The following is a 19,996-nucleotide window of genomic DNA, read 5'->3' as shown; positions in this document are numbered from 1 at the left end:
TTTACACACTATTTTAAATTTGGCTTTTAACGCAGCATAAAATAAACTAAGCTGATTAAAAATAAAACAGGATGATTGATCATGAATGCCCAAGTAGAGCCTAAATCGGAATTAGAGCAATACCCTAAATTTGAACTTCCAATTCAAAACTATTCAGAGTTTTATCGCTTTTATCTAACAGAACACCGCAGCATCATGAGTCGCCGTTTACATGCAGCGGGAAGCAGTTTGGGTATTTATTTCTTTACTCAAGCAATTCGTCAGCGTAAAGCCAAATATGTGCTATATGGATTAGTTTCAGGTTACGCCTGTGCTTGGGTGGGGCATTTTGTCTTTGAAAAAAATAAACCTGCCAGCTTTAAGCAGCCTTTATATAGCTTTATTTCAGATTGGCGTATGCTCTCCGATATTTTACGAGGCAATCTAAGTCTAAAAGATCGCCGTTTTGATAAAATTGACAGTTAATGATAAAAATTATATCGAAGAAATAGAGGTTTTTGTATTTCTTCGATAATTTTATATTTTATTAAAAAAACTGTGAATAAATCAATTGTAATTAAAGTAGAACTATAGTTAACACAGCTATATTTTGATGATATTTTTAATATTTTATTTACGTGAATAATAAATTTTATAGAAATATATCAATCGTTATAATTAGAAATATTTTGTTTTTCTATGATTATTTTCAAATAAAAAAATATGCTTTGTAATTTATGATAAAAGAATAATAATCAATGAATTTTAAAAATGAACAATTTAGATCAATATTATGATGAACTCGTTGAGTTAATTTATAAAATTCCTCTCAATGTTGATGGGTGGGGTATTTTTTGTAAAAAAATGACGCAAGTCATGGATTGTTCAACTGTACATATATTGGCATTGGATTTAGAGTTTCATGCTTATTCTTTTAGTCGAGCAGTTAATCGATTTGTAAATGAAAGTGATACTGCTTATGCAGAAGTTTCGTATTTACATTATCCTGTGAATGATGACCCACGCTGGACTGGTGTATTTAATCCGCAACGCATAGGTTGGTATCAGTGTCATCATGATATATCTGATGACTTTGTAAAGAAATCACATTTATATCAAAATATATTACTTCCCTATAATATGCGTTATACCGCTGCACACGAAATAATACTTGATGAAAAACTATGTATGTTAATTGCAGTTCAAACATCAGAACAAAGACAACCATTAAATTCTGATGAATTGAGTTTTTTAGATAGGTTACTGATTCACTTAAAACGAGTAGTCGAGATTCAACGCAGTATTTATGAGTTTTCAAATAAAGCGATCATGGGTTATACGTTGATTGATAAATTAGCACAGCCTATTGTGATTTTAAATTTATCAGGACAGGTTGTACATCAGAACAAAGCCGCGAAGCGAATTTTAGAAACAAACAATATAATTCAAATTGAAAAAAATTATTTAAAATTACCAATGCCTTATATGCAAGTTCTCAAGAAAAATCTAAAAGAAATCGAAATTGCATTTAAAAAACAAAATGATTTGAATCAGCGTTTTTTCGAAGATGGCTGTATAAAGATTGTAGATCAGATGGGGGAAGTCTTCTATATTTTTGCAACACTTTTAATTACAGATCAAGAGCTGAAAGCATTTGGCATACGACCATCGATTATGTTGACGCTTTATTCACCCACTTATGCGCCAAATATTGATGCACATTTACTGAGTGCTGCATTTAATTTAACTCCAGCAGAGTCAAAAGTCGCCTTATCTCTTTTAGATGGCTTTCTTCTTAAAGAGATTGCTCAAAAAAATCATGTAAATATTGATACCATAAGAAAACAATTACAGTCTATTTTTAAAAAAACAGATACCAATCGACAGTCTGAGTTGATGAAATTATTACTTAATATGCCTAAATATCATGAAAGAGCATGAGATTATTCCTCATTTGAGGAATGGATTGGATAAAAAATAAAGCGAATACTTTTTATTATTTTTGAATAAAAAGGATTCAAGATGAAACGAATTAAAAAAGTAATATTTCTAATGATCACTATTTCAATTTTAGCTGGGTGCGGTGGTGGTGGTGAAGGAAATCAAAATATTGATGGAGCTGTCTGGAGTACAAGTGGCAAAGTTATAGATGATGCTGGTAATCCGATTGCTGGTGCTGAAGTATCAGTCAAGCTTAATGATATAAAATATTCTGTAAAAACAGACAATAATGGAAACTATAGATTAAATACACCACAAGATTATGATTATCCGCAATTTTTTGCAGGAATAATTAAGGCTGATCACTACAAGTCTGTCACAGTTTTGTTTAGTTATACAAATAATCATTTGGGAGTTGATACCAAAACTTCTAATCCAACATTAAAGAAGTTGCAAGAGACAGATATTATATTTTTTAATGGCTTAGATATTATTCATTTAGGCGATAATCAGTTTACAGGTTCTGTAAACTCTCAATTACAGATAAAGGCTCAAGGAAAGGTTTGGATTGATCATTTTATTTATTCAGATCTATTAAAATCAAAATATGACAATATCTGTATTTCATTTATGGGCAGAGGCTTTAATAGTATAAATGATGGAAGTAATGATCCGATTTCATTGTCAAATAATGGTCAACCCGGTACTTATATTGTCAAAATCCTTCCAGATAGTGCTGAAAATGGAAGTTTTAGCCAATATAAAGCGTGTTTTTCTTTAAGCAGCTTTAAGGCTGGTGACAAAGTCCAAGTACAAATTAATTCACTGCCAAAGAATGGTGATTTTGATGATTTTGAAATGATTAATATGTTTGGCGAGCTTAGTGGAAATGGTACTATTGTAACGCCACCAACTACACCAGAGAATCCATCATCAACAGGTGATAATACAGGTTCTATTGCGGTTGACAACCACTATTATCCAATTGAATATCGTGCATCTAATGTCTTATATCCAAATTATTCTAATGAGCTTAATTCAAATATATTATGTGCAGTAAATTATGCCGCACTTGGACCACATTATGAATATTTAAAACCAAATGGTTTAGTTTCTGGTTCAACTGAAAAGGCAAGAGCTTGTAGTAATATAAATAATAACTGGACATCATTTATAAATTTTATTCAAAATAATATCACTAATTGTCAAAACAAATCTTTTGATGGTATTTATATTAATGCGATAGATGCGAATAATCTTTATAGTTACTCAACAACATATACATTACAGAATCCTATCGATTGGATTAAGGTCAGCAAACTACTTCAAGTTAACTATCAAGCTGACGTCGATTTATGTAATAAGTAAAAGGACTAAAACCACTCATGAAGAGTGGTTTTTTATTACTCATTTATGGAATGGATTTATATGAAACAACTGAACATAATTTTAAGTACATCATTTTCTGTTGTGAAATAAAAGGAAGTTATCATGAAAAACCAACTAATAGGTATTTTACTAATTACAATTATTCTTACTGCATGTTCAACTGTACCTACTAAAGCTAAATTGGGTTCGGAACAAACTTTAACCAATGAAGGTTTTATCCAATCAAAAAGAGAGGGTTTTGTTGTACGTATAAGTAAGTTAGATACGACATCTAATAGTTATAAAAGTATTGCTAAATATGGGTTACCTATTCGAATTATTGTCGCCAATATGAGTGATAAACCGATCACTTTTGGACCCACTAACATAACAGTATATAAAAATAATCAACCTGTTCAACCATTAACAGCAGCGCGTTTAGATCAAATTAAAGATCGCCAGAAAACCAAGAATACTGCTTGGAGTGTACTTAATGGAGCATTGGCAATGGCTGTAGGTGTTGTCGGAGCAACATCTGGAGATACATCGTTAGCGCAGTCGACACAACAATATACGACAGATTCGCTGAATTATACAGCACAAAGCCATATGGCATCGCAACAAAACACCGATGATCGAATGAGCGCGTTATCCACGCAACTCAATACATCACTTTTGCAAGAAGTTGTTCTTCAGCCAAGAAAAACGATTGACGGTGTTGTTTTCTTTGAAAATGTAAAAGCAGGCGATTCAATTGTCATTAAAGTTCGAACAGATGAAATCGAACATATGGTTTCTTATCAAAAATAAATAATTTGAAAGGAAGTTTGAGTGATGTATGGATTAAAAAAAATTGTACTGATATTTATTGGTTTGACTGTAAATATTGGTGTGAATTCTGCTGAAAAACAAGAGGGGCAGCGCCAATATGCGAGCCAAAGTGCGGATTGTATCAGTTTAAATGTTATTGATCCTATTCAGGGCGTTTTTAACCTAAAGAATATTTGTAGTTTTAAAGTAAATCTTAAATATACTTTGTCCCAATCTCAAGTTTTTTCTGGAACATATACGACTCTTCTTCCCAATGAGTCAACTTTCGTGACTGGAAAAAAAGATGAAAGAGCTGACTTTATTATTTGTGAGTTTCCAGATATTCCAGAAAAAATAGGGGGAAATTGCATTGGAACTAAACGTGCTACATATACTGGAAGTTTAGTCAACAGTGGCCAAATTGTGAAGATACAAGATGATGATATCGATACTTTAATGGATAAAGCGCAAAAAGAAGGTGATACAAAACTGAATCAAATCAACAACAATACGATAGCGAGTTTAAATCAAGCGCAGCAAAATTATGATGAGGCACTTGCAAAGGGAAATAAAATAGCGAGTTCTTTGCAAAGTTATACCAATAGAATAAATTCATCTGGTTTAACAGCGAATAACATCGGTTTGACAAGCAAAAATACTGAAAAAGCATCTACCCTAAATATTGTGCAAAACATTCTGAGCGAATATGTGAATAAACAAAATTCAATTGGAATGGATAAATATTCTAGTGCGAATACTGCTCTGGAAACGCGGCAAAGTAAAGCTTCATTCAATGGTATAACAGCATCAGATTTTAGTGGTGATGTAAACTGTACAGATGATTATTTAGTATCCAATACTCAACCATTGATACAGGAATTAAGCGTTGGCGCAAGTAATATAGGTGCTTGTGAAGGTGCAAAAAGATTTAAAATATTGCAACTAAAAATATTAGACCTCACCAAACACTGTCGAAGTAATACAGTAGGAATAATGGAAGTTAGAGAGGGAGCAATTAAGGCGATTCAGGAAGCAAATGAAACAATAGAAGGAATATGTGGATCGTAGTTGAGCGAACGAATATCAGTTCTATATAAAACCTGAATTGTAATTGGAAATTGAGCAGTTTAGGATAAGGGGGATTTTTAAATATGATAGTTTCTTTATGCGCGGTCTTTATCTCATCACCAATGATGATCCAATTGAACTTTTATTAGCAAAACTAGAAGGTGCAATGGCAACCTATGAGGTTGCTGTTCTGCAATATCGTCGCAAGAAAGTGCCAAAACAAGATCAGGACTATGAAATTGAGTACATGAAATCCATGTGCGCACAATATAAAATACCTTTCGTGATCAATGACGATTTAGACGCAGCGATCAAATACGGTGTGGGGGTTCATCTAGGTCAAGGCGATGGCTCGATTGCTGAAGCTGTGGCACGTTTACCCAAAGGTGTACTCATCGGGCGAAGTTGTAACAATTCGATCGAACTTGCCGAACAAGCAATTGCCGATGGTGCAAACTATGTTGCTTTTGGTGCAATCTATGCGACGGATACTAAACCGGAAGCAGGAAATATCGGACTGGATACCTTAAAACAAGCCAAAGCTAAATTCGATATACCCATCTGTGCAATCGGGGGGTTAACTGTTGAAAATTCAGCACCTGTGATCGAAGCAGGTGCCGACCTTTGTGCTGTAATTAGTGATATATTAGGACGCACTTTATCTGGTGTCACTGTCCGTACCCAAGAATGGGCAGATTTATTTACTGCTCACAAAGCCTAAGCTTATCTTTGTAATTTGTTTTTTTAGTCGAGTAATCTCATGACGTTATCTGCCAAGCAAGAACAATTGTTTAAACAAGCCAGTAAACATATCCCTGGGGGCGTGAACTCTCCCGTACGTGCGTTTAATGGCGTCGGTGGTACGCCAATATTCATCGAAAAGGCCAAAGGGGCTTATTTGTATGATGTCGATGGTAAGCGTTATGTGGATTATGTGGGTTCTTGGGGTCCCATGATTTTGGGGCATGCACACCCTGATATTATCCAAGCTGTCCAAGAAGCAGCGGTTGATGGTTTAAGTTTTGGTGCACCCACTGTTCATGAAACCACGCTTGCAGATTTAATTTGTGAAATCATGCCATCCATTGAATTGGTTCGTATGACCAATTCCGGTACAGAAGCGACCATGACTGCTATTCGATTAGCACGTGGTTATACTGGGCGTGACATGATTGTTAAATTCGAAGGTTGCTATCACGGACATTCAGACTCGCTCTTGGTAAAAGCAGGTTCGGGGATGTTGACCATGGGTGAACCAACTTCAAAAGGAGTACCTGCGGACTTTGCAAAACATACTGTCACTTTGCCGTATAACGATATTGAGGCGGTTAAAGCGTGTTTTGCGAAGTATGGTCATGAAATCGCAGGTGTAATTGTTGAACCTGTAGCAGGGAATATGAATCTGGTGAAGCCCGTAAAAGGCTTTTTAGAGACGATTCGTGAACAATGCGATCAATATCAATCTGTATTTATCATTGATGAAGTTATGACGGGTTTCCGCGTTGCACTGGGTGGTGCACAGGCATATTACAATGTAAAACCAGACTTAACCACTTTGGGTAAAATTATTGGTGCTGGTTTACCCGTAGGTGCATTTGGTGGTAAACGTGAAATTATGGAATGTATTGCACCTTTAGGTGGTGTTTATCAAGCGGGAACTTTATCGGGTAACCCATTGGCAATGCGTGCTGGCGTAAAAATGTTTGAAACACTTCGCCAGCCCAATTTCTATACGGATTTAACCGCAAAACTGGATAAATTACTGCAAGGCTTACAAGCTGCTGCAGATGAAGCCGGGATTCCATTCTTTACTCAGCAAGCGGGTGGCTTGTTTGGAATTTACTTTACCGATCAAACAGAAATCAGCAGTTTTGATCATATTTTGAAATGTGATATTGATGCATTCCGTAAATTTTTCCACGGTATGTTAGACCGTGGTGTAAATCTTGCACCTTCAGCATTTGAAGCTGGCTTTATCTCTGCCGCACATAGCGATGAGGATATTGAATTTACGATTCAAGCTGCTAAAGAAACCTTTGCTGAAATGAAGAATTAGCTTAATTTTATGCCTTGTTCATTGCTGTGATAAATGAGCAGAATGAACAGTCATTTTTAGTGAAGCTTCATTTAGAATAAAAGCCCATAGCCTTTGTACTATGGGCTTTTTTTAAAATTTAAATACGATAATTACGGACGAAAATATGCAAACTAAACATTATTTAACTTTATCCGATGCAGAATTTCTATTGAATACCGCACAACAATATGCAAGTGAACACCACTTTAATGTCAGTATTGCTATTGTCGACGAAACAGGAAATTTATTGGCAATGAAGCGCATGGATGGAGCATCGGCAATGTCTGCAAATTTCTGTCAAGAAAAAGCCAAATGTTCAGCACTCAGTCGTCGACCTTCAAGTGCTTATGAGAACTTGATTAAAAATGGTCAAATGGGATTTTTATCAATGAATACTGGTTTAGGTATGTTAGAAGGTGGTGAACCGATTTTATATCAAGGACATGTGGTGGGTGCTGTGGGGATATCTGGGGTGAAATCATTTGAAGATGCTCAAATTGCCCAGCATGCGATTCAGGTTTTTCTAGCCCAATTTGATTGAACCCTGATTCTTGTGTGAACGATGAGATTAAAGTGATATTTGGAAACATCACTTTAATCCTGTTCAATCATAAACGATAGAATTGTTTAGCATTATGATGAAAGACTTTTTCAAGTGCATTTTCATCATATTGCATCACAATATCACTAAATGCATCAATGATATTGATGAGACTGGTATTGACTCGATCCATTGGAAAGTTAGAAGCAAACATCACACGGTATGTGCCGAAACTTTCTAAAGCATGCAGAATGAGTGGGGCAACAAGGTCAATGATTTGCTGTTTCGATGCCAAGTGTTTCTTTTTATAGAATTGGTGTCCGAGGACAGGCATAAATAATCCAGACATTTTTGTATATACGTTTGGAAGTGTGGATAATTCTGCAATATCTTCCTGCCATTGATAAAAGATATTTTCCCGTGCTGTTTTAGACAAGCCAGTATTTTGACCGACCTTGCCAAATAATCCCGCAGGCGTGCCCAAGTGATCTAGAACGATGGAGGTTTCAGGAAAACTTTTTGCAAGTTCAATCACATCTGTGATTTGTTGAGAATACACCCAGGCATCAAAGCTGAGGTTATGCTGAGCCAGTTGCTCAAAGCCTTTGAGAAATTTCTTTTGGGTATAAAGGTGCGGTGTATCTGTCCAGTTATGTACACCTTTGTCTTCGTGAAAAGCAGCCATACGGCGTATACCGCGTAATCGTTTGGATGCTTTTTGATGCAGTTTTAAAATTTTCTTGAAATTGCTGTCACGAGGGTCTGCTGTAGCAACAATACCGCCCAGTTTGACTGTATTTTCATTAAAAGGTAAAGACTCAATAAATTCAGTTTCACCGACCACACCTTTACCTTTATGCTTTGCCCAGCTTGCTTCTATATGCACGACCTGTTCAACGGCATATCGCCCTAGATCATTTTTATAGTCTTCTGGCAAATAGGGGCGTGTAATATGCTCAGTCAGCCCAACAGTATCAATTAAATCCTTGGGTTTCACCAGACGAACCATTTTATCCAACAGAAAAGGACGTTGACCGAAAAGCTTTACAGCAAATGCAGCAGCATGAGGTGTGTTATAGGGATCCCATTGGTGTATATGTGGGTCAATGAGCGGAAAATCAAATGTGTGCATATAACATCCAAATTGTTATTTATTATGAACATACCATACAATAGTTTTATAAAAGATGAATATTATTTGTTCGTAAATATCAGATTGGAAATATGAATTGTTTTGAAATTTCAAAGTATCGTTTTAAGTGTGGATGAAAAATTCAGCCTCTTCGAGAAAGAGGCTAAAACGGTCACCTGTATACAGCAGCTTTCAGGAAAGATTAATGCTGATGATCATGACCCTCGTGATCATGCTTATGCGTATGGAAATGCTCATCTTTACGGAAACGTAGATAGTTTTCAAACTGCTCACAATATTCATCATAATTGTCTTCAAGCATCATTTGAAATTGCTGTAATACATAAGACATGACTTGTTCTTTTGCATCGCGCATTTCATTACCATCTTTAAAATTATTGGCAGCAACCCAGGTGTTAAAGCGAGCAGTTGCAAATAACATCGCAGCACTGACTTGACCGCGAAGCTCTTCAGGCTTGACTGGCTTTTCCTTTACAGGGCGACAGAATTCATTGGCTTGTTTGATAAACTCATCTGCACGCTCAAAAAAAACAGCATTTAAAGCTTCTTCTTCAGTGATATCAGTCGCGTTGATTTTTTGAGACATGGTCTTTCCACATATGGTATTTCATTGGCAGCTATTATAGGCAATCCAATGATCAAACGAAACGCTTTACTTCATCGCTGTCTGATTGAGGGAAATAACTGTCAAAATTTTCTTGATATTCATCAAGATGATCTTCCAGCATGAGTTTAAATTGTTCAGTGTAATAATCTAAGATCACTTGTCGATCAGCTTTAAAATCCGATGCTTTTTGATAAGAACAAGCCGCATGCCAAATGCTATAACGTGCATTGGCGTACATAAATGAAGCACTGACACTACCTGGATGTGCTGTGAGATGAGAGACTTGATGGTCAGCATCAGCGAATTAATTGGCAAGTGCAATAAATTCATCAGCGCGTTCGTAAAAGCTTTCATCTACGTCAACTTGTTCAGTTTCTTCAAAAAAATCATTATTTTCAGACATAACCTTTCCTATTTACAGGCTTGTTTCATTGAGATAACTATAGCATACTCAAAATAGCCTAAGCATAATAAATACTTCAGGAGCAGATCATGCAAGATGCGATTGCTGTACAAAGTCTAAAAAGCGATATTGCATTATTACGCCAAAATATTTGGCCACCGACTGAGCTTGCACATGTTGAAGGTTTACCGATTTATTATGCACCTCAAACACAAGTACAGCATTACTACAAACAATGGCTTGGATTGATTGAACGGGCACAGTCACTCTACCAACCCTTTATGACAGATGAGCCTTTGGATGCTGTCCATTTGCCGAGCCATTTAAATTTACCCTTGTTCTTTTTTCATGTAGATCGAATTCGTATCAATAAAACTCGTGCTAAAGAGTCTAAAACCTTTCGTGGTATTGCTGCTTTGATCGAAAAATGTGGTCAATTTGAGCCAAGTCAAATCAGTAATATGATTCAATGGTTAAACAGTGATGATGCGGCTGCCTTGGTAGCACATCGTGAATTTATTGATTTACGCACCTATATTTTTCAACATGGGCAAAGTGAATATACCAGAACTCGATTTTATGTGAATGGATTGGTACTCGGCACTGAGAAAGAGTTTGAGTTGGTTGATGCCAGGGAAAAACCACGTAAGCAACGCAATGACAGTTATGCAGATCCTTTGGCGGATAATCAAGTTTGGAAGGTCTTTGGAAAATATCGTTAATTGATGATAAAGCATTTTGATTTTTTAAAATAACTGCATAAAAGCTATGCCCTGACGAAATCCATGTTTAATCAGAGCATCGTTTTTCAGGATTACTTTATTTTACAGCATCAATTGCTTGGCTTGCTGTGGTGTTGAACAATGTGCATTCAGATTTTAAACCCTCAAGGTATGCGAATTCTATTTGGGCATTGATACTGTATTTCCCAAACTTATTCACGGCGTCTTTATAATCCTGCTCATACTGCTGAATTTTATCCACAAGAACCTCATAGTCACCAGTAGTATAATAAGCGGCTGGATAATAGTCAGAGCCAATTTTAGCAACAGCATCTATCGGGCTGTTTGGTTGAATATTACGAGATAAATCTAAGCTGAAATTACCAAGTTTTGTTTCAATATAACCATTTTGAAAATATTTTGATGGTTGGTAATTATTGATGGGGTCGTTCGAATACAGATCAGCAAAAGGGGTATTGGTCGAAGAAGATATTGATCTTAAACATGTTGAACCTGTCGGGAAAGTTTTACCTTGCAGCTTTTTCACGTAGTACGCAGGATAAAGTCCAATCGCAGAGCTCAATGCATTATTTAAACCCGCAAAATGATCAAAACCATTGATATATGGACTGATTAATTTACCAGTTAAATTAACAGTTTCAAATTTTTCAGTTAATTCTAATTGCTTGTAGTTCCGCGTGGAATATGGTGTAAATGTCCATACTGTTGCTGATTTCGATTTAAGTGTTGCAATTTGATAGCCCAAATCCGTTTTACTCTTAGGCGCATCATACAATCCATCAGCTGCTAAATAATGGCTCAACAGATCGGATGCAGTGAACTGGGTGGAACCATCAATTCTATATTCACCATCGATATACATTTGTTTGTTTCTAAAGCTAAATTTTACTTTGCTAAACAGATAAGCGTCTTGAAGCGAACCGCCAGTTTCATAGCTAAACCATTCAGACTCATTGTTGGTGGTATAGTCCCCAGCATCAGAATCTCCTCCACATGCGGTCAAAAATAATGAAGAAATAATGGTAAAAGACAGTAATTTAATTTTCATGAATTATTCCAAATTATAAAATATTAAAAATTTATGCATATAAAAGTTTACGTTGTCATGATATTGAAACCTATTATTTTTTCAATACCTAGTTTTAAGACTGGAATTTTATTTCACTGGTGGTCTAAAAATATTGAATCGACAGGTTGATGAATATTCGCAGCAGCATATTTTTAAGCGATCATTTTCATGCTTAGATGAATCAAAATGAGCCTAATGTATGAATTATCTTGATATTTAAAGTTTTAACTTGTTTATAAGAAAAGGGGGAATTATTCATGTTGAATCTTTCTTTTAAAAAAACTTATAAAGCAGTCGAATTTTGAACAACCCATACAAAAATTCCAATAAAGATCAACATGTGTAAAATTTGAATTGGAGCAAAAACAAGTGCATAGTGACTCCCACCACTTATCAAAGCATTTATTGATTTCGCCACTGCATGCGCAGCTAAACCGAGCAGGAATGCAAGTGACAATACAGAATGACTTGGCTCACCTTGAATGACGATGGTTGCTAATGCACCGTGAATTTCAAAAAGTGACGCAAGAAGTGTACCTGCAATGAGTCCTGCATCACCCAATAATAGGTTTAAGCCATAAACACCTGCTTGAATCAAGGTTAAAGATCCAGCAATAATCGCAGCTTCTTTAAGGCTAAACATACGACTATCCGTTGATTTGTACGTTTCAATTGGTTGCGTATTACGCATGAGCCATAATGCAAAAATAACTAAAACAGTGATTGCCACCAGACTGGGTAAAATAATGACTTTAAACCAAGAAATACTTACACCAATGACAATAATCATCAATTGCAATAGCGTCGCAACACATGACATAAGTGCAGCGCCTGCATTGGCTTTGGCATCGGCACGTCCGTTACGGACTTCTAATCCTAAACTGGCAACCGTTGCTGTACTGGATACAAAGCCAGATGCTAGAGAGGACAAGAGCAAAGCATTTTTTGTGGACAATAATCGTTTGGCAATGTGCGCCAATGCTTGTACAGTCAGAATTAAAGTGAGTAATTTTAAAATCACATAGGGATTAAGGACTGAACCCCACAATGGTTTATTGGGGGTAAGCGGAAGTGCAATCAGTAACAATGCTAAGAGAAAAATTCCATCTCTAAATTCAGATTCTGTGATCCATTTGCCTGCGATGCCGTGCATGGAATGTTTGGTCATGAGCAAGATTGTCAAAATGACGGATAAGCCAGCAGCAAATGGGATGTTCCATAAACACATTCCACCAATAAAGTAGTTGAGAATAAAAGCGACTTCAGTCGTAACCCCAGGATCATCGGTCTGATTTTTGATCGAGTAAGCAACAATTGCACCTGTGATCAGCGCGCCTACGATGCCAAAATAGGGACCAAATAAAAAGCATACGGCACCGAAGATTGAACAAATCGCAAATGATCTTAAACCCGCAAAACTACGTTGATTTTCTCGTTGTTTGCTGCGTTCACGTTCGAGTCCTATCAACAAACCGCAACCCAAAGCAGCCGCAATAATTGTAAATAAATCATGATAAGAATTGAAATCAAATGGCATGGTTGGAATTAAATTCATAGCGCTCCCCCAGAACCATGAATAGATTGTTTGATTTCAATGTAGCCTAAAGTATTCCGAAATCAAAAGTTTATTTTTGACTTCTGAATAATATAGAGTTCAATTTAAAAAATTCAGTAAATACAAAAGTTAATTTTGTTATAGTAAACTGTGTTTTGGGGATATAACAATGCAATTCAATTTCGAAATCGATACAGCTTGGTGTTTAGAACAATTATTAAAAGATGGACGTATTACTGAGCGTGAAAAATTATTGGTCCAGACCACGCACAGGCAACGTGAGCAATTGAAGTGGCATCCCTTGCAATGGATTGCAAATTTTAAGTTGGTTGATGCCCAAGATCCTGTAAAAAGATTGACACTCACAGCTTTAACAGAATGGTTGGCTGAAAAAGCACAGTTAAGTGTATTTACCATTGATCCTTTAAAAGCAGATGTCACATCTTTGACTGGTGTGATGTCTCAAGAGTTTGCATTAAGAAATAAAATCTTGGCTGTAGAAGTGAGTGCCGATCGTATTTTAATTGGGACGGCTCAGCCTTTTATGACGGATTGGCTGCATAATCTGGAACGCAGTTTAAGACCAAAAAAAATCGAAAAAGTGGTGTTAAACCCTGAACAGCTACAGCGCTATCTGACAGAGTATTATCAGGTCAGTCGAGCTGTCAGTAACTCACAAAAATCAAGTGCTTATGATAAGGAAAATAAGGGTGTAGAAGCGCTTTTACAATTGGGTGATACGCAAAATCCAGATGCCAATGATCAGCATATTGTTAAACTTGTGGATTGGGTTTTACAGTTCGCCTTTGAACAAGGGGCCAGTGACATCCATTTAGAGCCGCGTAAGGAAAAGGGCAAAATTCGTTTTCGTATAGATGGTGTTTTGCACACGATTTATAACATGCCTGCCAATACTTTAACTGCAGTCATTTCACGGATTAAAATCTTAGGAAGGATGAATGTTGCAGAAAAGCGTAAACCACAGGATGGTCGTCTGAAAACCCGTACTCCGAAAGGGCAAGAAACTGAATTACGTCTCTCGACTTTACCGACTGCATTTGGTGAAAAGTTAGTGATGCGTATTTTTGACCCAGAGGTTTTGGTACGCAGTTTTCAACAATTGGGATTTGATGAGCACTTGTTGGCACAATGGCAAGGTTTAACCCAACACAGTCATGGAATCATTTTGGTCACTGGGCCAACAGGTTCAGGTAAAACAACGACACTGTATTCATCCTTAAAACAATTGGCCACTGAAGAAGTTAATGTCTGTACCATCGAAGACCCGATTGAAATGCTGGAACCCAGCTTTAACCAGATGCAGGTGAATCAAGGAATTGAATTGGGTTTCGCGGATGGTATCCGGGCGTTAATGCGTCAGGATCCAGACATTATCATGGTCGGAGAAATCCGTGATCAAGATACTGCGAATATGGCAATTCAGGCAGCTTTAACAGGTCACCTCGTGCTTTCAACCCTGCATACCAATGACGCACCATCAAGTTTGACCCGTTTGCATGATTTAGGTGTCCAACCTTTCTTAACAGCTGCAACAATTCTGGGAGTGCTTGCTCAACGTTTGGTGCGGAAGCTATGTCCTCATTGTAAACAAGAAACTTTTATCAATGAGCAAGAATGGAAACATTTAACTTCTGGTTATCAAACCAAGACCCCTGATTTTATTTTTAAAGCGGTCGGTTGCGAAGAATGTCGCCAAACGGGGTACAAAGGTCGTGTGGGTATTTATGAGTTTATGCCAATCAGTCTAGAAGCAAAACAACGTATCAGCGCCAATGCCAACTTAGATGATCTTAGAATGCAAGCCAAGAAAGAAGGAATCGAACCTTTACGAATTGCTGGTGCGCGTAAAGTTTTAGAAGGTATAACCACTTTAGAAGAAGTGTTAAGGGTTGTACCTCTGAATTAATTTTTCCACTTTATAGCGAAAGTTGAAAATCAAGGCATCCTAAGATTCACCTCATGTTGATTTGTTTTAATGGCTTCATTGAAATGATCAACATCCATGAGGTAATACAATGAATTCAATTTCTAAAACAGTTTTGGCAGCAACTTTAATCGGTGCAACTTCTTTTGTTTCAGCAAATACAGCTGTAAATCAGTCAGCACTTACACCAAGTTTAACCACTGTCAAAAATGCATTAACTTTGAAAGATGATACAAAAGTCCAGTTACGTGGCAATGTAGTAAAAGCCATCGGCGATGAAAAATATCAATTCCGTGATCACACTGGTACGATCACTGTCGATATTGATGATGAATTATGGCAGGGTAAACCGATTGCACCGAATACCGCTGTGACCTTAATAGGTGAGGTGGATATTGATTATAAGCCAACCAAGCGAGTTGAAATTGATGTTGATGCCGTGAATTTTTAATGCGTTCGATTGCAAAGACTACAACTCATTATGATTTGAACTTTAATAGTTGAAAAAGATCAGATGCATTCGTGTCTGGTCTTTTTCGGTATTATATAGAGATTGTTTTAATAGCCGATGTCGTTTCGATCAGGCTGAAGACGAGGAGGGGATCATGCGAATATTGCTAGCGGAAGATGACCGTTCACAAGCTGAAAGTATCCAATCTTGGCTAGAAATGGATGGCTATAATGTAGATTGGGTTGAACGTGGTGATCACGCCATTTTAGCGATTGAACAGCATGAATATGATTGTATTCTGCTTGATAGAGGTTTGCCAAAGGCCACAGGAGACGAGATTTTAGAGCGATTAAAAAAGCAATATCCTGATACGCCTGTGATTTTTTTAACGGCAAGAGACAGTATTCAAGATCGTGTGCAAGGTTTGGATCTAGGCGCAAACGATTATCTGGTCAAGCCTTTCAGCCTTGAAGAACTCTCAGCCCGGGTACGTGCACAATTAAGACAAGCACAGACAGTCAATGTACATGAAATAAAGTATGCTAATTTAGTTCTTGATACCCAAGCAAAAACTGTTTTTCAAGACCAGCAAGCGATTGCTTTAACTGCAAAAGAATTTCAGATTTTATACAAACTGATGCAAAAACCTGAACATGTTGTGACGCGTGAGCAGTTAGAAGCTTCTCTCTATGCATGGGGTGATGAAATTGAAAGTAATGCAATTGAAGTTTATATCTATCAATTGCGGAAGAAGATTGGCAATCATTTGATTAAAACCATACGTGGATTGGGGTATCGAATGAACACCCCCCAAGAACCAGTAGTCAAATGATTAATTCTTAATGGTTTCAACAGGGTATCTATGAGTCAAGCCATCTCGCTCCAACATAAATTGATTAAAACGTCCATGTTGAGTTCAATTGTGGCGGGTATGTTTGCTTTGCTGTTACTGATTGCATTGTCCATTTATCACAACATGGATGTTCAAGATCAAATCATGGATGAAATTTCAGACATGCTGCTGATTTCTGACTTGAGTACCACTTCAGGGTTTCAACTGGATGAACTGAGTGATGAATTTGATATTCAATATCAATTGATGAATGGAGATATACGTTTAACACAATCCCCAGAGTTTGAACTCAACGCAACTGATCACTCTAAGATGACTCATCAGGATAGTGGTTATAACTTTGTTTGGTTAAATCATCAACTTTGGCGAAGCTATCATGCAAAGAATACGGATTCTGGATTGAGCGTCTATGTAATTCAACCGTTGAATGAACGTTTCAAAGATTTATCGCAAAGCTTAATCAGTTATTTTTTAATTTTACTGAGCTTATGGGCGATCCAATGGTTGATTCTGCACTTTTCAGTCAAAAAACAATTTAAGTCAATCCAATCTCTCTCAAAAGAAATAGCTGAGAAAAGTGTGAAAGACTTAACGTTGATTCAGCAGCCTCAACCTGAATTTAAAGAACTACAACCGATGGTTAATCAACTGAACCAGATGTTTACCCGGCTTGAACAAGCATTGGTCGCAGAACAAAGATTTACCGCAGATGCATCGCATGAATTACGTTCACCTTTGTCTGCGATACACATGCGCTTGCAGTTGTTGCAACGCAAGTATGCAGGATTTCCTGAAATTCACCATCAATTAAATCTCATACAAAACGATGTATTTCGTGGTACACAAGTACTTGAAAATCTGTTGTTGCTGGCCAGATTAGACCCTGCAGCAGCAGTTGATTTACCCAAAAAAAGGGCAAGTCTGGGGCATATAACAGAAAAAGTCATTTTGGCTTTAGAAACATTTATTGATGAAAAACAAATTCAGGTTCATACTCAAAGCGAAGATGTAGACGTTGAGGTAAATGAAGAACTGCTGTTCATTTGCCTCCGTAATTTGATTGATAATGCGATTCGATATACACCACAACAAGGTCATGTTTATATTCATTTGGGTCATTTTGAGCATTGGAAATTATTTGAAATTCAAAATGAAGGTGAGGGTGTGCCAAACGAGGTTATTGAACGTTTAGGTGAACGCTTCTTTCGTGCTTTAGGAACCCAAACACGAGGCTCAGGGCTAGGCTTGTCGATTTGTAAAACAGTGATAGATTTACATCAAGGCCAAATTCATTTTAGTGCTTCTGAGTATGGTGGCTTGAAAATCCGTGTCTATTTATCTTAAATTGGAATGCTTGGCTATTCATTCCAAATATTTCAAGCATTTGGATGGTTGTGCAATCACTGATGTGTTTGAATATCTGAAATGCTGCGATAAATAAGTGATATGTAAAATTACATGAATAAAACTTAAAAAGCAGTATGCGCTGATTCATACTGCTTGTTCCCACGTTTTTTGTTTTAAATCAGTTATTTTTATCGTTATTTGGTCAAAATCAAGCGATTGTTACGAGTCAAGCGTAAACGATATTCTTCACCGGCATGCATAATGCGGATTTCGCGCCCTAATGCAAATAAGTTGTTCGAATGTAACATTGGAAGGGATTGGTGAGCTTCGGTGTTACGTGTAAATAAGCTAAATGGTGCGTTCATTCTTCTGACTCCGAGTGGGGTGTTGTCTAAGTGATTTAAATGATAATCATTATCGAATAGATCTGTCAACGATAATTTTTATCATTTATAAAATTTCTATATTTACTTACAATTGATTAAAACTTCAGGTCTTATTTTCTATGTCAAAACCCACTATCCATGTCGCCATAGCTTTATTGATGTATCGTGGCAAAGTCCTTGTAGGATGGCGCAATGCTGATCAGCACCAAGGGAATAAATATGAGTTCCCGGGAGGCAAGATTGAGGCAGGAGAAACGCCTGTTAAAGCATGCCGACGAGAAATTTTTGAGGAAGTGGGAGTTGGCATTCAACACTGGCATGCTTTTGATGTGATTCATCATGTGTATGAAGATGTCGAAGTTTTTTTGCACTTGTTTCACACCACTGTGAGTGAGCAGTATTTAGCAGACATTCAAAAACCGTGGACGTGGTATAGCCGTGATCAACTTTTAGAACTGAATTTTCCCAAAGCCAATCGACCGATTATTCAACGTTTATTTTGGCACCATTATATTAAGATTTCTGACGATCTGACCGCATTGAGGGATAGCAAAAAAGACACAAGCCACGAAAAAACGGTATTGCCATTATTTTATTACCGAACTGAATTTAAGCCATCTGTAATCCAAGAAATTCAACAGATAGATCAGGATGATCTATCTAGATTGATCGTCAATATTGATATTTGGGTAAAATTGCCAGAATCTTTGCAGAAAGCTGTGGCTGCAGTGCATTACAAACAACAACAGGTGATGGATTTGCAAATGGGGCAATTGCCACTGGGTTTGCGCTGTATCGCAGCATGTCATGATATGGTGTCTTTACAGCGTGCGCACAGCTTAGGATTCGATGCTGTGATTTTGAGCCCTGTTCTACCTACTAAAACACATCCAGATGCTCATGCTTTGGGATGGGAGCAGTTTGCACAATACGCCAAAAGTAGTGATTTGCCTGTATTTGCATTGGGTGGTTTAAGCCCCGCAGATCTAAGCATTGCACAACAACATCATGCTTATGGTATTGCAGGAATAAGCCAGTTCTAATTTAAGCTAGTTTTTTGGACTGAGTTGCTAAAGGCTTTGCAGTTGTTTAGATGCTTCTGCAATGGTCTTTTGATTTTTCAACTGCTGTGCCGATTGTAAGATTGTATTCCAAAACACTTTCTTTTGCGTATTGGTCTGTGCGTAGCTTAAGCCACGTCGAGCTAAGGACTCAGCATTTGCATACTGCTTTTTCTGTTGGGCGATTCTAGCCAGATAAGAAAAAACTTCGGCAGATTGTGGGGCTAAACGTTGTGCATGTAAGGTAAATCGTTCAGCTTCATCCCATTGCTGTTTTTGGTAGGCAGTTTGGGCTTGTTGCATCAATTGCTTAAAAGCCGGAATAGTTTGCCCATCGTCAAATTTTTGAGTTTGGGCCTTTTGTTGTGGCACGATAACAGTAGGGACTTTTTCACGTTTAATTTCAGGGCGCTCATACGGGGTAATCTTTACACCGTCAGGCGTCGGAACATTGTTCTTTTGCTGTGATGTATCTGGCTTTTCGACAGGTTTTAGTGGTGGCTTGGTGTGTTGTGGTGTCGTTTGACAACCAGTTAAAGCCAATATTCCCATTAAACTTATTAAATAAGTGGTCTTGGTCACATTACGATTCATCATTCATTCCTATTCAAAAAGCCAGTCCATCTTAACCTCAAAAGT

At 37.2% G+C, this 19,996-nt stretch carries 20 protein-coding genes and 1 pseudogene; 14 read left to right on the top strand and 7 right to left on the bottom strand.

What is annotated here, in order from left to right; translation table 11 throughout:
* Positions 1-81 precede the first annotated feature (81 nt).
* From OSH00_RS00285 to OSH00_RS00250, 8 genes are all read left to right on the top strand, one after another.
* Positions 82-465: an Mpo1-like protein gene (locus OSH00_RS00285; protein ID WP_266128749.1), complete on the top strand. Its 384-nt coding sequence runs from the start codon at positions 82-84 to the stop codon at positions 463-465.
* A 285-nt stretch (positions 466-750) separates the two neighbouring features.
* On the top strand, positions 751-1,920 hold the full coding sequence (locus OSH00_RS00280; RefSeq protein WP_266128748.1) for a helix-turn-helix transcriptional regulator: 1,170 nt from the start codon (positions 751-753) through the stop codon (positions 1,918-1,920).
* Between the two features lie 81 nt (positions 1,921-2,001).
* Positions 2,002-3,288: a carboxypeptidase-like regulatory domain-containing protein gene (locus OSH00_RS00275; RefSeq protein ID WP_266128747.1), complete on the top strand. Its 1,287-nt coding sequence runs from the start codon at positions 2,002-2,004 to the stop codon at positions 3,286-3,288.
* Between the two features lie 123 nt (positions 3,289-3,411).
* Positions 3,412-4,098, top strand: coding sequence for a hypothetical protein (locus tag OSH00_RS00270; protein WP_266128746.1), 687 nt, complete (start codon positions 3,412-3,414; stop codon positions 4,096-4,098).
* Positions 4,099-4,122: 24 nt separating this feature from the next.
* Positions 4,123-5,166, top strand: coding sequence for a hypothetical protein (locus tag OSH00_RS00265; RefSeq protein WP_266128745.1), 1,044 nt, complete (start codon positions 4,123-4,125; stop codon positions 5,164-5,166).
* 97 nt (positions 5,167-5,263) lie between these two features.
* Positions 5,264-5,887 (top strand): thiamine phosphate synthase, encoded by a 624-nt coding sequence (gene thiE / locus OSH00_RS00260; RefSeq protein ID WP_266128744.1) that lies wholly within the window; start codon positions 5,264-5,266, stop codon positions 5,885-5,887.
* Between the two features lie 39 nt (positions 5,888-5,926).
* Positions 5,927-7,222 carry a glutamate-1-semialdehyde 2,1-aminomutase gene (hemL, locus tag OSH00_RS00255; RefSeq protein ID WP_266128743.1) on the top strand — a complete coding sequence of 432 codons (1,296 nt, stop codon included), beginning with the start codon at positions 5,927-5,929 and terminating at the stop codon, positions 7,220-7,222.
* Between the two features lie 145 nt (positions 7,223-7,367).
* Positions 7,368-7,784, top strand: a complete 417-nt coding sequence (locus tag OSH00_RS00250) for a GlcG/HbpS family heme-binding protein (protein ID WP_266128742.1) — start codon at positions 7,368-7,370, stop codon at positions 7,782-7,784.
* A 67-nt stretch (positions 7,785-7,851) separates the two neighbouring features.
* Here OSH00_RS00250 and OSH00_RS00245 read toward each other — a convergent pair whose 3' ends face one another.
* The 3 genes and pseudogenes from OSH00_RS00245 to OSH00_RS00235 form a co-directional block, all read right to left on the bottom strand.
* Positions 7,852-8,916, bottom strand: a complete 1,065-nt coding sequence (locus OSH00_RS00245) for an amidohydrolase family protein (RefSeq protein WP_266128741.1) — start codon at positions 8,914-8,916, stop codon at positions 7,852-7,854.
* Between the two features lie 202 nt (positions 8,917-9,118).
* Entirely contained in the window at positions 9,119-9,523 is a 405-nt protein-coding gene (locus OSH00_RS00240; RefSeq protein WP_266128740.1) for a DUF3144 domain-containing protein, read from the bottom strand.
* A 52-nt stretch (positions 9,524-9,575) separates the two neighbouring features.
* Positions 9,576-9,803, bottom strand: a pseudogene (locus tag OSH00_RS00235) (DUF3144 domain-containing protein); the annotation flags it as partial.
* Positions 9,804-10,036: 233 nt separating this feature from the next.
* Here OSH00_RS00235 and OSH00_RS00230 point away from each other — a divergent pair.
* Entirely contained in the window at positions 10,037-10,669 is a 633-nt protein-coding gene (locus tag OSH00_RS00230) for a hypothetical protein (RefSeq protein WP_266128739.1), read from the top strand.
* Positions 10,670-10,766: 97 nt separating this feature from the next.
* Here the strand turns inward: OSH00_RS00230 and OSH00_RS00225 are convergent, their stop codons facing one another.
* Together OSH00_RS00225 and OSH00_RS00220 are read right to left on the bottom strand one after the other, a co-directional pair.
* Positions 10,767-11,738, bottom strand: a complete 972-nt coding sequence (locus OSH00_RS00225) for a hypothetical protein (protein WP_266128738.1) — start codon at positions 11,736-11,738, stop codon at positions 10,767-10,769.
* A 304-nt stretch (positions 11,739-12,042) separates the two neighbouring features.
* A complete protein-coding gene (locus OSH00_RS00220) occupies positions 12,043-13,314 on the bottom strand; it encodes an MgtC/SapB family protein (protein WP_266128737.1) in 1,272 nt (423 codons plus the stop codon).
* 169 nt (positions 13,315-13,483) lie between these two features.
* Here OSH00_RS00220 and tfpB point away from each other — a divergent pair, with 169 nt between their 5' ends.
* From tfpB to OSH00_RS00200, 4 genes are all read left to right on the top strand, one after another.
* A complete protein-coding gene (gene tfpB / locus OSH00_RS00215; RefSeq protein ID WP_266128736.1) occupies positions 13,484-15,241 on the top strand; it encodes a type IV pilus assembly ATPase TfpB in 1,758 nt (585 codons plus the stop codon).
* A 109-nt stretch (positions 15,242-15,350) separates the two neighbouring features.
* Positions 15,351-15,710 (top strand): NirD/YgiW/YdeI family stress tolerance protein, encoded by a 360-nt coding sequence (locus OSH00_RS00210; RefSeq protein WP_266128735.1) that lies wholly within the window; start codon positions 15,351-15,353, stop codon positions 15,708-15,710.
* Positions 15,711-15,864: 154 nt separating this feature from the next.
* A complete protein-coding gene (locus OSH00_RS00205; RefSeq protein ID WP_266128734.1) occupies positions 15,865-16,542 on the top strand; it encodes a response regulator transcription factor in 678 nt (225 codons plus the stop codon).
* 30 nt (positions 16,543-16,572) lie between these two features.
* Positions 16,573-17,907, top strand: a complete 1,335-nt coding sequence (locus OSH00_RS00200) for a sensor histidine kinase (RefSeq protein ID WP_266128733.1) — start codon at positions 16,573-16,575, stop codon at positions 17,905-17,907.
* 197 nt (positions 17,908-18,104) lie between these two features.
* Here OSH00_RS00200 and hemP read toward each other — a convergent pair whose 3' ends face one another.
* Positions 18,105-18,275 (bottom strand): hemin uptake protein HemP, encoded by a 171-nt coding sequence (hemP, locus tag OSH00_RS00195; RefSeq protein WP_004721884.1) that lies wholly within the window; start codon positions 18,273-18,275, stop codon positions 18,105-18,107.
* A 140-nt stretch (positions 18,276-18,415) separates the two neighbouring features.
* Between hemP and OSH00_RS00190 the strand changes: the two genes are divergently transcribed.
* Positions 18,416-19,339 (top strand): NUDIX domain-containing protein, encoded by a 924-nt coding sequence (locus OSH00_RS00190; RefSeq protein ID WP_266128732.1) that lies wholly within the window; start codon positions 18,416-18,418, stop codon positions 19,337-19,339.
* 27 nt (positions 19,340-19,366) lie between these two features.
* On the opposite strand, the gene OSH00_RS00185 is transcribed toward OSH00_RS00190, so the two are convergent.
* A complete protein-coding gene (locus OSH00_RS00185) occupies positions 19,367-19,951 on the bottom strand; it encodes a tetratricopeptide repeat protein (protein ID WP_196077209.1) in 585 nt (194 codons plus the stop codon).
* Positions 19,952-19,996: the final 45 nt, after the last annotated feature.

It is taken from the genome of Acinetobacter nematophilus (assembly GCF_026344175.1).
Classification (GTDB): Bacteria; Pseudomonadota; Gammaproteobacteria; order Pseudomonadales; family Moraxellaceae; genus Acinetobacter; species Acinetobacter nematophilus.
This window is presented reverse-complemented; position numbering and strand designations above follow the sequence as displayed.